The following is a 13683-nucleotide window of genomic DNA, read 5'->3' as shown; positions in this document are numbered from 1 at the left end:
AATGGCTGCAAATCTAATTTTCGCTTTTGGCTTGGTCATCTCGCTTGGCATCGGGTTTCTTTACTTTCGCGATCTGGGCGACGTTTCGCAGATGCTGCTGAAGGTAAAGCGCGAAAACATGGTGCGCTTTATCCGGCATGAATACACCCTGATCGCCATTGGGTTAGGAAGTTTCGTAGTCGCAACGCTGGTGCATTTCATATTTGGCAGCGGACCGTTTTGGCTGTGGATTCTTTCAGTTCTGCTTGTGATCTTCCTTTATGGATTTCCATACGTCTGGGTTCACTTGGGCCTTAGGAACCAACTGAACGACGCCGCATTCTTTCCCATATCCGAAGCCCGGAAATACGTCGGCCCGACAGCGCCGGTTATCGTGATTGAAAACAACGGACACGCCCGTGCGCATCCCGATGCACAGATCATGAGGCCCCATCTGGCTGGCGATGTGAATGGTTTGGGCGGAGAGGACATCGTGATGACCTATTGCGCGATGGCAAATCTTGGGCAGGGTTATGCCCCCCGGATCGAAGGCAAGCGTCTGGATCTGGAAGTTCTGGCGCAGCACGGCAACAACCTGATCCTGCGCGACAATGAAACCGGAGAGCCGATCCAACACATCTATGGGTTCCGCGAAGCTGACCGGGACCCGGAGGCCGACGGGCTTGCCTGCCCTCTGCGGCCCGAAGCGCAGATGACACCTTGGCCAACGTACCGGATGACGTTTCGCGGCTTCCAGAAAGCCTTTCCCGACGGCGAAGTCTTTCTGAACCCACCCTCGCCAAACCTGGCTCTGCGTCTGCTGGACATGGTCACAGAGATCACGTTCGGCTGGGGAATCGGGCGTCAGCATCAAGAGGACGCTCCTGTCATGGACAACATGGATCGGACCGACAATCGCCTGCCCAACAAAACCTATGTTTGGGGGATCACTATCGGCAATGACGCCGCCTGCTGGACGGATGATTTCGTGGTCGACAACAACTGGATCGTCAACGCCAATGTCGGCGGGCGGGATATAGTCGTCAGCCTGGACCCCAAATACGAAAGCCTTGGCGTATGGTACAATGACAGCGGCCATCCTGTGACGCGCTGTGACTTTTGGGGGATGTCGGATCAGGGCCGCCTAAAGCGCGTCGAAACGCTGCGCGCGGGCGTGTTCTGGCATGTCTGGTCCGAGTTTTTTCCGGAAACCGATATCAACCGCGTTTCGAAGGGGGCGACCAAAAGCGAGGCGGTCGCCTGACCCGCAATTTCACGCTTTGCGATCTTGGGAGGGATCAATGGCTATTAAGAAAAAGCTTAGAAATACGGCATTGAAACTGGCATTCGTCGCGGCACTGCCAACGTCTGCTTACGCGCAACAGTCCGATTGGTCTTATCAGGCCACGATATACCTGTTTACGCCCGAAACAGAGGTGTCCCAACAAACGCCCAATGGAACAGTTGAGGGAACCCTCGCCTTCTCAGACGCGCTGGAAAACCTCGATCTGGCTTTCATGGGCACATTTGCGGCAACCAACGGACGATGGTCCATTCTGGCCGACTATAACTATACCGACCTTTCGTTCAGCAACGACACGCCCGGACAGGCCAGTTCCGGCGTCGAAACATCGCTGACCACGCAGTTCTTCAGCGGCTATCTGGGGTACAGGGTGTTGACCACAGATACCTCAACCGTTGATCTGGCCGGCGGGTTTCGATGGTTCCGCACCCAAACGGATTTTACCGTTTTGCCGGGAACCGCACCGGGACGAATGGTAAATGTCGACGAAAGCTGGACCGACCCGGTCATCGGCGTCAGAGCACGCATGAGGTTCAATGAACGATGGTCCGGAACCGGGTTTTTCGACTATGGCGGATTCACAAGCGACAGCGAAACCTGGCAAGTTCTGCTGACAGCTGACTATGAAATCAACGACCGGTGGGTGTTGAGAGGGGGGTACCGCTACATCTCGTTTGATCACGAAATTAATGGCGGCGACTTCAAGTTTGATCAATCCGGTCCGTTATTTGGGGCAACCTATCGGTTCTAGCCGGTTGCTTTGCACACAGAACGGGAAACCACGCGTCTTTACCCGCTGCAATTCCCGGTCCCGGGCGTATCAGGTCACAGGTACTTTGATGCGTTGCGGCGAGGCGCCGAAAGCGAAGGCAGGTGCCATCGTGTCAAGCGCATTCTGATGCGCAACCTGAATCCACGAACGAACCTGCAGCAAGATCACCGCTCCGCCGACAACGATCGTCGCCCCGATTATGGGAGAGGCGGCGAGCTCATAGTTTTGGGTGCTGGCGATCCACAATGCAAACCCAAGGCGGGTCACAGCCACCGCGTCGGTGACACGGGTCAGCTTAGGCAGGAAATAGGACGTGATCGCAGACGCGCAGACAATCACCCCCATATAGACAAATCCCGCCAGCACGGGCAGCGGCAGCCCCATCCGTGTGATATCGACATGCGAGTACAGGACACAACCCGCCGCGAACGCGAGGAAAGCAATAGAGTAAAGCCTACGTTTTTCTCGATTTAGATGTCCGACAATCCGTTTCACGGCGAAGTCCCTGAGCCAACTGACCTAACCTTTCTGGAACCGGATTTTGTGGTTGATCTGACGAAATCAGGGCGGAAATGAGACTTTGCCACCCGAGTGATCAATACTGATTGGTCACCTAGGCGCGGTATCAGGCAAGATGCGGGTTTGATTTCATGCGATCAGCCGCAAAATCCACAAAGGCGCGAACTTTGGCGGAAACCGTTCGGCCCTCTTGGTGAACAAGGTGAATGGGCATCGGGGGCATTTCGAATTTGGTCAACACCGGCTTCAGGCGCCCGTCGGCAATGCACGAAGCCACCTGATACGACAACAGGCGCGCAATGCCCTGGCCTTGTACGGCCAGATCAATCATGGCGTCATTCGTGTTCATGCTGACCCGCGGCGAAATCCTGACCGAGCACGGCTTGCCCTCGGACTGAAATTGCCATTGTCGCGACGACGTCAACGCGTTCGAATTGATGATCGCATGCCCCGCAAGATCAGCAGGCGTTTTGGGTTCGCCAGCTTGCTCCAAATACGAAGGGGCTGCGCAAACCACTTGCCGGACCGATCCACAGCGCCGCGCCATCAGGCTCGAGTCCCCAAGCTCACCGATCCGAACACCGACATCCACGCCTTCGTCAATCAGGCTTACATTGCGGTCCACAAACAGCGTTCTTGCACTGATCTGGGGGTGCTGCCGCAGGAAATCAGCCAGGATTGGCACAACGAACATTCGTCCGAACATGACCGAGGCCGTGATATTGAGCAGCCCCTTGGGTTCCGCATAAGCTCCGACTGCGGCACGTTCGGCCTCTTCCAGTTCCGACAGTATCCGGCGCGCATCTTCCAGAAACCTTTGACCGCTTTCCGTCAGACTTACAGACCGGGTCGTGCGCAGGAAAAGCCGGGCCCCCAGCCGATCCTCCAACATGGAAATAACCCGTGTGACCGCAGGCGGTGACATATTCAAGTCGCGGGCTGCGATGGCAAACCCACCCAAATCCGCGACCTTGATAAAGACTTGGATGGCGTGAAATCTGTCCATACTCACTATTCCATTTTATGGAATAATATATTAAATATTTTGCACATTCCACAAAAATTTCGAAAGTCTAAGTTTCGGTCAACGGCTGAAACACCTCTCTGACGGCCGTGAATTGAATGCCGCCGTCTGCCGCGAAAGCCTGTCTTTCAGGCGGACATAACCCAAGAATTAAGGAGAAACTCATGGCCTCCCCATTGAAATCAATTGTCAGCGCGGGCCTTCTGGCCCTCACCCTATCGGCCCCAACCATACCAACCATCGCGGGCGCAGACACTCTCATAACCGACGAGCAGGTAAAGTTTCGGTCCGAGGTGATCGACGAGTTGACCATCGCATATCGCGAGGCCGGTGATCCCGCGAACCCGACCGTCTTGCTGCTGCACGGCTTCCCGACATCCTCGCATATGTACCGGAACCTGATCCCCGCGCTTGCGGAAAACTATCACGTGATTGCACCGGATTATCCCGGCTTTGGCGCATCTGACATGCCTCCGGCAGACGCCTTTGAATACTCCTTTGCCAATCTTGCACGGCTGACAACCGCCCTGCTGGATCGAAAGGGCGTCGATACTTATTCGGTTTACCTGATGGATTACGGCGCACCGGTCGGATTCCGGATGTTCGCAGAGCATCCAGAACGCGTGTCTGGCTTCATCATACAAAACGGTAACGCCTACGAAGAGGGTCTGCGCGAATTCTGGGATCCGATCAAAACCTATTGGGCCGACCCAAGCGCCGATAATGGTGATGCCCTTAGGGGGTTTCTGACCCTTGACGCAACAAAGTGGCAATTCACCCATGGCGTACAGAACCCAGAGGCCATTAGCCCGGACAATTTCTGGCACGTTCAATACCTTCTCGACCGGCCCGGAAATCAGGAAATTCAGTTAGAGCTGTTTCTGGACTACGGAACAAACGTAGCCGAGTACCCGAAATGGCAGGAACTGTTTCGGGCGCACCAACCGCCGGCGTTGCTGATGTGGGGGCAGAACGATCAGATTTTCCCGGCAGACGGCGCACATCCCTATAAGCGTGATCTCGACACGATCGAGTTTCATCTGCTGGATACCGGCCATTTCGCGCTTGAAGAATACGGCCCCGAAATTGCCGAGCACATGATTGCCTTTCTGGATCGCACGACTGGCAAAACGCACTGATCCACCCTCAGCCGCGCCTGAAACAGGGCGCGGCGACTTAGTCTCGCTTGCGCCACGGAAACGGCCAGACGTTGATGCCAAAGAAAGCCAAGCTCTGGCGACGCGCAAAAAACGCGTCAGGTCATAAGCGCGCCAGTTTAATCTTCGGCAAATATCACCAGCAGCAAACGGCGAATATCCACGATAAAATCTTCCTTTGACTGGGCAACGACCAACGCGCCGCGCGCGGCGGTTATGACCAGATATGCAAGGCCTTGCGCGCGGTCCGGAGTGGATGCCAGACCTTGGCGCAATAGAAAATCACTCAGTTTGACGACATACACGTTTGGCCAGTTTTCCGGCTGCGTTGCGGCAATTTCCAACGCGTCTTCCAGCAGCTTTGCCCCATGCTCCGTTTTGGATATTTCAAACGAGTCAGTCACGACCCAAAGCAGCACGTCCTCCAGCACTTGAAGCGGCGCGCCGTCACCCTTTTCCAAAAGGTCAAAAACATACTGGTACAAGGTTTCGGTATAGGTTCTGAGCGCCCATGTATAACAGGACTCCTTCGAGCCGAACTTCTTGTAGATCGACTGTCGGGACAGCCTGACCGCCCGTGCAATATCTTCCATGGATGTCTTGCGGAATCCGTATTGCGCGAACGTGTTCATCACATCACGGGGATCAATACCCGAAATCGTTGGCGCCGTTACCATCGCTGACCTTTCCCACACCTGATCCATGACGGATGTTCAGCCCAAGACAGGCCGTGATCCGATCTTTTTCAGGCTGCATCTTCCTGTTGTGTCACAATTTGCCGGCACGTATGTGTCCGCCGCTATTTCCCGGTTGCATCTATTTTGATTTTGAACCTGAGAAACGGTCAAACACCGCGCCATATTTTTGGGAACTGGTTTACACACTTAGTCCATTTTGCCAACAGCACTTGGGGTCGCAGTTACGCTGCGACTTACCAAACAGGCAAAAAGAAACCGCCGCCAGTGAAACACAAGCGACGGTTCGGCAAATTTGGCGGTATCAGGATTGCACGGCCTTCATGAACCGGTCCCGGATGACGACGGGGTCCATCGTAATCGGAGGCATTTTTGCGTTACCGCTTTCACACTTGCTGACGATGATCGTCATTTGCCCGGCGTCCAGAGCCTCTTGCAACACGCGGCCCGTATCCTCGGCCCGGCATTCGATCACCCGTTCGCAGCCCGCAGCCTCGGCCATTTTCGCAAGCGAGGTCTTCTGCCCGGCATAGGTCGGCTGATCGCCGGTCGATCCGTATGACCCATTGTCGACAATCAGCAGGATGTAATTGTCAGCCACGTTATTTGCGATTGTGGGCAAAGTGCCAAGGTTGGTCAAAACAGACCCATCGCCGTCGATGACGATAACCGGCTTAGGTTGCGCAAGCGCCAAACCCAACCCAATGGAAGAGGCCAGCCCCATCGTGCCCAGCATGTAGAAATTGGTCGGCTGATCGTCGATTGCGTGAAGCTCCTGACTGGGGATGCCAATGTTGCAGACCACCAGTTGATCCCGCAGGATCGGAGCGATTTCTTTAAGGATTTCTGAACGGATCATTGGTCGCCGTAGCCTCCCCAGAAGTTGGCATCGGTCAGAATGGCGACCGGCTTGTTGCACATGAACGTGTATTTCAGGATTGCATCCAGTTCCTCGACATCTTCCCTGTGATGAAAGTGGTAGGTCGGGATGTTCAATTGGGCAAGCAGCGCCTTGGTATGCACCGCCATTTCAACCTGACAAGCGATCGGTTCGCGCAGTTCTCCCCGGTACGAGATCAACATGGGCAGAGGCATCCGATAGTACTGAATCAACGTCGCAAGCGTGTTGATCGTCACGCCGATTGCCGTGTTCTGCATGATGATAGCCGGGCGTTTCCCCCCCATCCATGCACCTGCGCACAGGCCCATCCCCTCATCCTCTTTGTTCGAGGGGATGTGGTAGATGCCGTCGCGCTCATCAATCTCGGCAATGACGCCCGCAAGTTGCTTGCACGGAACGGTGGTGACGAACGAGATATCGTTGGCCATCAGATCATCTGTGATCTTCTTGTCTATGTTCATGTCCGGTCTGTCAGTCCTGATTGGGGCGCGAAGGCGCGATTGATGAATTACGGCCTGCGATGCACATGCACGGCACAGGCTGCATGACGGACGACGCGCGAGGCGGTCGACCCAAGAAAATAGTCGCTGAGGCCAGGCTTGTGCGACCCTATGACGATGCATTCAATGTCGTTGTCACTGGCATAGTCGATAATGGTTCGCGCCGTGTGACCCTTGATGATATCGCACTTTACCCCATCAATATCCGACACTTTTTCCCGCAACAGGGTGCGCGCAGCACGAAACCCTTCGGCAACCACGTCTTTGTCCAGATAGGCACTGACCGACCCTTGCGGCATTTCATAGACATGCAGGGCTATGATCTCGCCGTCTTCGGCAGACAAGGCACGCGCGACCTGCAATGTGTGCGGTGACAGCCCATGATCCAGCGCCATCGGCACGAGAATTTTCTTGTACATAAAAGCCTCCTATTCCCATGGCGCGAGGATGATTTTGGGCGCAGCGACTGCACCCTGCCGCAGATCCTGGAATGCGCGCGCCCCCTCGGACAACGCGCGCGCTTCGACCCAGTCAAGCGCACCCAGACGGCCATCAAATATGGCCTGTGCGGTTTCTCGGAAATCCTCCGCCGTATATGTATAGGTGCCGAAAAACGTGATTTCCTGCAAGGTCATACGACGCACATCCAGCCCGCCGCTATCCTCGCCCAAACCCGCATGGGCGATCACCCCACCCGGTTGTGCCAGAGCGGAGGCCGTCGCGCGGGTCGCTGCAAACCCGACAGCGTCAACGATCAGCGGGAACGCGTCGGCAGTTTCAGCAACGACCTCAAAAGGGATCGCATTTTGCAGATATGCGCGTCGCAACGTGTTGGGCTCAACAATCCGCACCTCATCAAGCCCCATCGCAGACAGGGCCAGCGCCGCTGCAACCCCGATGGCGCCGCCACCCAACACCAGCGCGCGGCGTTCCATAGACGAATGCAATGCCTCAAGCCCAAGGCGCGCCGCATGCCACCCCACGGCCAGCGGTTCAGCCAAGGCAGCCTGCGCGAGACTGACATGCTGCGGCACCTCAACCAGATTTCTGTCTGGCATGACGACAAACTGGGCAAAGGCCCCTTCGCGCGGCGGCATCGAGATAATCTGACGGTCCGGGCACAGGTTTTCGCGCCCGGCACTACAAGCATCGCAGCGCCCACAAGCGACCAGCGGATTTATGGTGACCCGCGCACCGTCACGGGGGCCACCCATGATAACACCCGCCGCCTCATGACCAAGGATCAACGGCGCGGGCCGGCGGGCATCATGGCCCAGATAGGCGTGCATGTCGGACCCGCAGATCCCAACCGCCTCGATCCGAACGAGGTGTTCGCCCGGATTGGGCTTGGCATCCGGGACATCCCGATAGGCCACGTGTTCGACACCTTCATAGACCAAAGCCTTCATTTTGCGGTGAACCCCCCGTCAACCATCAGCACCTGTCCGGTGACATAATCCGACGCGCGTGAGCACAGAAACAGGATCGGGCCGTTGATGTCTGCCATTTCCCCATTGCGTTGCATACAGGTCTGGGCTGCGTTGCGTTCAGCGCGCTCTGGATCGTCAAAGACAGCCCGCGTCAGTTCAGTCGGGAAGAACCCCGGACCGATGGCATTGGCCGTGATACCGAAAGGCGACCATGCCTCGGCCATTGCACGGGTTAGCTGGCCGATTCCGGCCTTCGTCGCGCCATAGGCAACCCCGCCCGGAAAGGCGCGTGTGGTCTGGAGCGAGGCGAAATTCACGATGCGGCCCCACCCCTTTTTCTTCATTTCAGGAACCATTGACTGGCTTAGAAAAAACGGCGCGCTAAGGTTCACCGCCAGCGTTTGATCCCACCCTTCGGGGGTCACGTCATCGGCGGCCTCTCGGGTGTTCAGCCCGGCCGCGTGGACGAGGATATCCGGCGTGCCAAACTTGGCCGAGACGTCCCGCGTCAGCGCATCGACGCGCGATCTGTCTGAGATGTCCGCGACGACCGCATCGGCCTTTTCGCCTATTTCCTCAGTCAGTTCTACCAACGCCTCGGGTCGGCGCGCGACGCCCACTACGCGCGCACCGGCGGCCGCCAGAACCTTGGCCACCTGCCGCCCAAGGCCCGAGCTTGCCCCCGTCACACAGGCAACCCTGCCCTTCAGGTCAAATAGCGCGCGCGGGTCATCCATCGGCGGTCAGGTCAAATTGTTCGTCAGGGAAATACTTGGCCAGCCGCACATCTGCGGCACGCGCATGGCCTTCCATCCCTTCCAGCCGGGAAATGCGGGCGGTTGCAACGGCAATCGGCTTGGACCCTTCCCGCGTTGCGCGCTGCCACGTGACGATCTTCATGTACTTGTGGACGCTCAACCCGCCGGTATAGCTGGCCGCGCCCGAGGTCGGCAGAACATGGTTCGTGCCCGTTGCCTTGTCCCCATAGGACACCGTGGTTTCTTCGCCCAGAAACAAAGAGCCATAGCAGGTCAGCCGATCCAGCCACCAATCCAGATCCTCGGCCTGAACGGTCAGATGTTCGGGCGCATAAGCGTCGGAACAGGCGGCCATTTCCTCACGATCCGAGCAGACAATCACTTCGGCATAGTCCCGCCACGCGGCAGAGGCGTTTTCGCGGTTCAATTCGGGCAGGTCTGCGATCAGGGTTGGAACCAGTTCCATCACCTTTTGCGCCAAAGCCCGATCATCCGTCACCAGCCAGACGGGTGAGTTGTACCCATGTTCGGCCTGACTAACCAAATCGGTTGCCACCACATGCGCGTCGGCGGATTTATCCGCAAGGATCAGGCTGTCGGTCGGTCCTGCGATCATGTCGATGCCGACCTTGCCATAGAGGATGCGCTTGGCCTCGGCCACGAACTGATTGCCCGGACCCACAAGAATATTCGCACGCGGCAGATCGAACAGGCCATAGGTCATCGCGGCCACGCCCTGCACCCCACCCATGGCCAGAATGCTATCGGCCCCGCAGATATGCGCGGCATAGACAATGGCCGGGGCGACACCTTCTCCGGGTTTTGGAGGAGAACAGGCGGTGATATGACGGCACCCGGCCACTTTTGCCGTCGTCACCGTCATGATCGCGCTGGCGATGTGGCTATACCGTCCGCCGGGCACATAACACCCCGCCGCATCCACCGGGATCGCCTTTTGGCCTGCGGTCACGCCTGGTACGATCTCAACCTCGACGTCCGACACGGTCGCTTTCTGGGCCTCCGCAAAGCGGCGCACGTTGTCATGGGCAAAGCGGATATCGGCCTTCAGCTTTTCGGGCACGCGCGCGATGGCCGCATCAATCTCGGCCTGAGTCATCAGCACGTTGCCCTCGAACTTGTCGAACTTTGCCGCGTATTCCAGCGCCTTAGCGTCGCCACCCGTTTCGATATCGGCTAGGATTGTCTTCACCGTGTCATGCACCTCGGTTGCATGGGACTGCGGGGTTAGCGTCGCTTTTTTCAAATACTCGCGCGGCATGGTTGGAAAACCCTATTGGTAGATGGCAGGAAGCAATGTCGTCGACACCGCCGGGACATAGGCGATCAGAATAACCACGATCAGCATGGTCAAAACAAATGGAACGGCGCGCGCCGCGATTTTTAGGATTGATTCTCCGGTTATCCCGGAAACAACGAACAGGTTCAGACCCAACGGTGGGGTGATAAAGCCCACACCCAATGCGGTGATCATCATGATGCAGAACTGGATCTCGTTCATGCCGATATTGTCCGCCAAAGGCTTCAGGATCGGCGCAAGGATCACGATATTGGGCGTCGTTTCCATGACGCAGCCTGCGGCGATGAGGATACCGATCATCAGCAAGATCAGCAGATAGGGGTCGTCAGTCAACGAGGTCACGGCCGTCACGAACCCCTGCGGCACACCCATGATCGCCAGCGCCTCGGCCAGCGGTGCGGAAAAGGCGATGATCGGCAGGATCACCCCGTTTACCTTGGCGGAACTGACCAGCATCGACGGGAAGTCAGCAAGCGTCAGCGTACGCAGGATGAAGCCCATGATGATGGTGACGACCACGGCCGTCGCGCCAGCCTCGGTCGGGGTCAGGCGACCCGAGAAGATGCCGTAGAAGATGATACCCGGCACAATGAACGCATACCAACCGGATTTCAGCGCCTTGCCCAGATTGGCCAGCCACTCGCCCATGGTCATCATGCCGCCACCCTCATAGGCGTAGATGCGGTTCATGATGATATTGGTCACAAGGATCGAGATCAGGATGGCCAAACCGGGGATAAGCGCGGCCAGAAACAGGGTCGAGGCGGAAATCCCCAGCACAAGGCCGATGATGATATAGGCAATCGAAGGCGGGATCAGGATGCCGGTACAGGCCCCTGCCGCGACCAGCGCACAGGCATAGGGGCGCGGATAGCCGCTTTCGACCAGTCGGTTGATCGTCATCCGCCCCACCGCCGCAGCGCCCGCCGCGTCCGAGCCCGAGATCGCGGCGAACATGCCGCAGACCAAAACAGTGGCCGAGCCAAAGCCGCCCTTGGCGAAACAAGTCAACGCCTCGGCCACGTCCAGGAATTTGCGCGACAACCCCGTTCGGACCAGCACGTCGCCCGTCAGGATGAACAGCGGGACAGCGGTCAGGGCAAAGGCGTCGATCCCGGTAAACAGGCTTTCACCCACAAGGCTCAGCGGCAGGTCGCCCGACATGATCAGCATCACGATGGCCGCTGTGCCGATGGCTGCCCAGACGGGTACGGCCAGTGCAATCAGGCCAACGAACAGGATCACAGGTAGGTAGAAATCCCACCCAAGTTCAACAGTTTGATTGAGAGAACCCCAAAGCATCGCGTGTCCCCTCAGTCAAACAGCTTGTCGCCTTCGAAGACGGGCTTGCCGTCCCTCAGGCATTTCAAATCGCGCATCAACGACTGGATCAATCGCCAGATCATCAGCGCAAACCCGGTGGGCACGGCCATCAGGAACCAGACCTTCGATACCCGCAGCCCATCCGTCACCGAACCGAACTTGGCCGAAACATGCACCGCCTCATACGACCAATAAAGCGCGATGACGGCCACGCCGAACATCACCAGATCGCCGAAGATATACAGCAACGCCTTGGGACGCGGCCCGAGGTAATGCATGATCACGTCGATACGGATATGGGCGCGTTCTTTGACCGCCGCCGCCGCGCCAATCCACGCGAGGTAGATAAAGGAATAGCGGACGATCTCTTCACCCCAGATCGACGAATACGCGAATATCTCGCGTCGAAGGACCTCGATGGCCATGGTGATGACCAGCATCACGTAGAACACCAGCAGCAGCCAGCGCTCGGCGTTGCGGTCTATGTTTTGAAGTAAGGTCATCGGTTCCCTCGGCGTGCAGGCAGTCAGGCGTGCGCCTTCTGGTCCGGGCGTTTACCGGCCTGACTGCTTGAAGGTGTGGTGGTCGATCAGGCGTCGTGGACGAAATACTTGCCTTGCGTCCCCGCGGCCTCGACCAGCTTCTCGAAGGCGTCCATCGACCCGGCGAGTTCTGTCTTGAACGGGTCCCAATCGACGTTCTGATATCCGCCGACGCTTTCCCATTCCGCCAACTGGTCAGAGCTGAGCGAGTGGAACTCGACACCCGCCTTGTTCAGTTCCGCCATGGCATAGGCGCGGGCCGAGGGCACTTTGGCAAGGTTCTGATGGCTCGTCATTTCGGACGCCCACATGATACCTTCCTGCACGTCCGCCGGCATCGAGTTGAACCATTCCAGATTACAGGAATAGACCTGACTGTCCGGCACCGCCTGCGTAAAGGTCACATGGCTGAGGATATCTTTAAAGCCAAAGACGAACAGCGCGCCCACGGATGGATCAAGCGCATCCGCGACGCCCTGCTTGATGGCCGAGGGGGTCTCACCCCAAGCAACAGGCGTCGGGTTTGCGCCGACCATGCGATAGTATTGCTGCAACATCTTGGACCCCGGCACCCGGAACTTGATACCGCTCATGTCACCCGGAGTGATAACGGCATTCCCGCCCTGCCGCACAGCAACGACGCGCGGGTCGATCACAACGTAGAACAACGCCTTGAACCCGGCGGCCTCGACCTTGGGATGGACTTCGTTTTTCCAGGTGTCCGAATTCACAAGGTTGGTGAATTTCTGGTTCGAACCGCACAGATACGGCATGTTGATCAAATCAACGGTCGAGGCGAAGGGCGCAAAGTTCGACAGCGAATGCTGCGCCGCCTGAATGGTGCCGCCCTGCACTTTCTGCACCAGCGATCCACCCGCGCCCAACTGTCCACCGGGGGCCAGCTTGACATAGACCTTGCCGTTGGTGGCGTTCTGAATGTTTTCCTTCAGGTCCAACTGCATGATCGGATAGCTGCGTGATGCGCCCAGCACATAGGCTGTGGCAACAGTCATCACATGCTCTGCCGCCTGCTCACGCTCGCGTTCTTCCTTGGCGGTCTGCGCTGCGGCCTCTGACGACCAGAGAACCCCACCGGCCCCTGCAACCAAGGCCGCGGTGAACGCGCCGCTTGCGCTGAGTTTCAGGAAATTGCGACGTTCTTCCGACGCAAGCTCGTTTCTGTCGTTGTTCATCTATTGCCCTCCCAAGCAAAAAATTCAGCTGTCGCCTTCTTCGTTGCGGTCAGCCTCCTTTTTCAGAATTGCGACAACGAACAGGATCGACGCCGCGAACAGGACCAACATCTCACCCACGTCCCCAAGAAATGCGCTGCTTGCAAAGGCACCCAAAGCCACGTTCGCAAAGTAGATGACAAACACGATGATGGATGCGGTCAGAAACACTTTTCCGGACTCCCTTCGGATTCGGCCCAAAGTCATTTGTAAGCGCTTACATCAAAAAT

At 57.4% G+C, this 13683-nt stretch carries 16 protein-coding genes; 3 read left to right on the top strand and 13 right to left on the bottom strand.

Features of this window, described 5'->3' with window-relative positions:
• The first annotated feature begins 1 nt into the window (after window position 1).
• Window positions 2–1243, top strand: a complete 1242-nt coding sequence (locus tag ACR0MS_RS17330) for a DUF3179 domain-containing (seleno)protein (protein ID WP_480576482.1) — start codon at window positions 2–4, stop codon at window positions 1241–1243.
• 37 nt (window positions 1244–1280) lie between these two features.
• Window positions 1281–2033 (top strand): outer membrane protein, encoded by a 753-nt coding sequence (locus ACR0MS_RS17325; RefSeq protein ID WP_480576485.1) that lies wholly within the window; start codon window positions 1281–1283, stop codon window positions 2031–2033.
• A gap of 69 nt (window positions 2034–2102) precedes the next feature.
• Here ACR0MS_RS17325 and ACR0MS_RS17320 read toward each other — a convergent pair whose 3' ends face one another.
• Together ACR0MS_RS17320 and ACR0MS_RS17315 are read right to left on the bottom strand one after the other, a co-directional pair.
• Window positions 2103–2549, bottom strand: coding sequence for a hypothetical protein (locus ACR0MS_RS17320; protein ID WP_480576488.1), 447 nt, complete (start codon window positions 2547–2549; stop codon window positions 2103–2105).
• A gap of 130 nt (window positions 2550–2679) precedes the next feature.
• The gene (locus ACR0MS_RS17315) at window positions 2680–3579 is read right to left on the bottom strand and encodes a LysR substrate-binding domain-containing protein (RefSeq protein WP_480576491.1); all 900 of its coding nucleotides are present in this window, start codon (window positions 3577–3579) and stop codon (window positions 2680–2682) included.
• A gap of 182 nt (window positions 3580–3761) precedes the next feature.
• On the opposite strand from ACR0MS_RS17315, the gene ACR0MS_RS17310 reads away from it, so the two are divergent.
• Window positions 3762–4736 carry an alpha/beta fold hydrolase gene (locus ACR0MS_RS17310; protein WP_480576494.1) on the top strand — a complete coding sequence of 325 codons (975 nt, stop codon included), beginning with the start codon at window positions 3762–3764 and terminating at the stop codon, window positions 4734–4736.
• Window positions 4737–4873: 137 nt separating this feature from the next.
• On the opposite strand, the gene ACR0MS_RS17305 is transcribed toward ACR0MS_RS17310, so the two are convergent.
• The 11 genes from ACR0MS_RS17305 to ACR0MS_RS17255 all read right to left on the bottom strand — a co-directional run bounded on the left by ACR0MS_RS17305 (window position 4874) and on the right by ACR0MS_RS17255 (window position 13624).
• Window positions 4874–5431, bottom strand: coding sequence for a TetR/AcrR family transcriptional regulator (locus tag ACR0MS_RS17305; protein WP_480576497.1), 558 nt, complete (start codon window positions 5429–5431; stop codon window positions 4874–4876).
• Between the two features lie 322 nt (window positions 5432–5753).
• Entirely contained in the window at window positions 5754–6308 is a 555-nt protein-coding gene (gene comE, locus ACR0MS_RS17300) for a sulfopyruvate decarboxylase subunit beta (protein ID WP_480576500.1), read from the bottom strand.
• On the bottom strand, window positions 6305–6811 hold the full coding sequence (comD, locus tag ACR0MS_RS17295; RefSeq protein WP_480576503.1) for a sulfopyruvate decarboxylase subunit alpha: 507 nt from the start codon (window positions 6809–6811) through the stop codon (window positions 6305–6307). Before comD ends, comE begins: the two co-directional genes overlap by 4 nt.
• Before the next feature lie 47 nt (window positions 6812–6858).
• Window positions 6859–7269, bottom strand: coding sequence for a universal stress protein (locus ACR0MS_RS17290; protein WP_480576506.1), 411 nt, complete (start codon window positions 7267–7269; stop codon window positions 6859–6861).
• A 9-nt stretch (window positions 7270–7278) separates the two neighbouring features.
• Window positions 7279–8259 (bottom strand): zinc-dependent alcohol dehydrogenase, encoded by a 981-nt coding sequence (locus ACR0MS_RS17285; RefSeq protein ID WP_480576509.1) that lies wholly within the window; start codon window positions 8257–8259, stop codon window positions 7279–7281.
• A complete protein-coding gene (locus ACR0MS_RS17280) occupies window positions 8256–9017 on the bottom strand; it encodes an SDR family NAD(P)-dependent oxidoreductase (protein ID WP_480576512.1) in 762 nt (253 codons plus the stop codon). Before ACR0MS_RS17280 ends, ACR0MS_RS17285 begins: the two co-directional genes overlap by 4 nt.
• A complete protein-coding gene (gene hisD / locus ACR0MS_RS17275) occupies window positions 9010–10317 on the bottom strand; it encodes a histidinol dehydrogenase (RefSeq protein ID WP_480576514.1) in 1308 nt (435 codons plus the stop codon). Before hisD ends, ACR0MS_RS17280 begins: the two co-directional genes overlap by 8 nt.
• A 12-nt stretch (window positions 10318–10329) precedes the next feature.
• A complete protein-coding gene (locus ACR0MS_RS17270) occupies window positions 10330–11658 on the bottom strand; it encodes a TRAP transporter large permease (protein ID WP_480576517.1) in 1329 nt (442 codons plus the stop codon).
• A gap of 11 nt (window positions 11659–11669) precedes the next feature.
• Window positions 11670–12182, bottom strand: coding sequence for a TRAP transporter small permease (locus ACR0MS_RS17265; protein WP_171123452.1), 513 nt, complete (start codon window positions 12180–12182; stop codon window positions 11670–11672).
• A gap of 86 nt (window positions 12183–12268) precedes the next feature.
• Window positions 12269–13414: a TRAP transporter substrate-binding protein gene (locus ACR0MS_RS17260; RefSeq protein ID WP_480576521.1), complete on the bottom strand. Its 1146-nt coding sequence runs from the start codon at window positions 13412–13414 to the stop codon at window positions 12269–12271.
• A gap of 24 nt (window positions 13415–13438) precedes the next feature.
• Window positions 13439–13624, bottom strand: coding sequence for a hypothetical protein (locus ACR0MS_RS17255; RefSeq protein WP_480576523.1), 186 nt, complete (start codon window positions 13622–13624; stop codon window positions 13439–13441).
• Between the last annotated feature and the right edge of the window lie 59 nt (window positions 13625–13683).

Source organism: Ruegeria sp. CJ2 (assembly GCF_056536745.1).
This window is presented reverse-complemented; position numbering and strand designations above follow the sequence as displayed.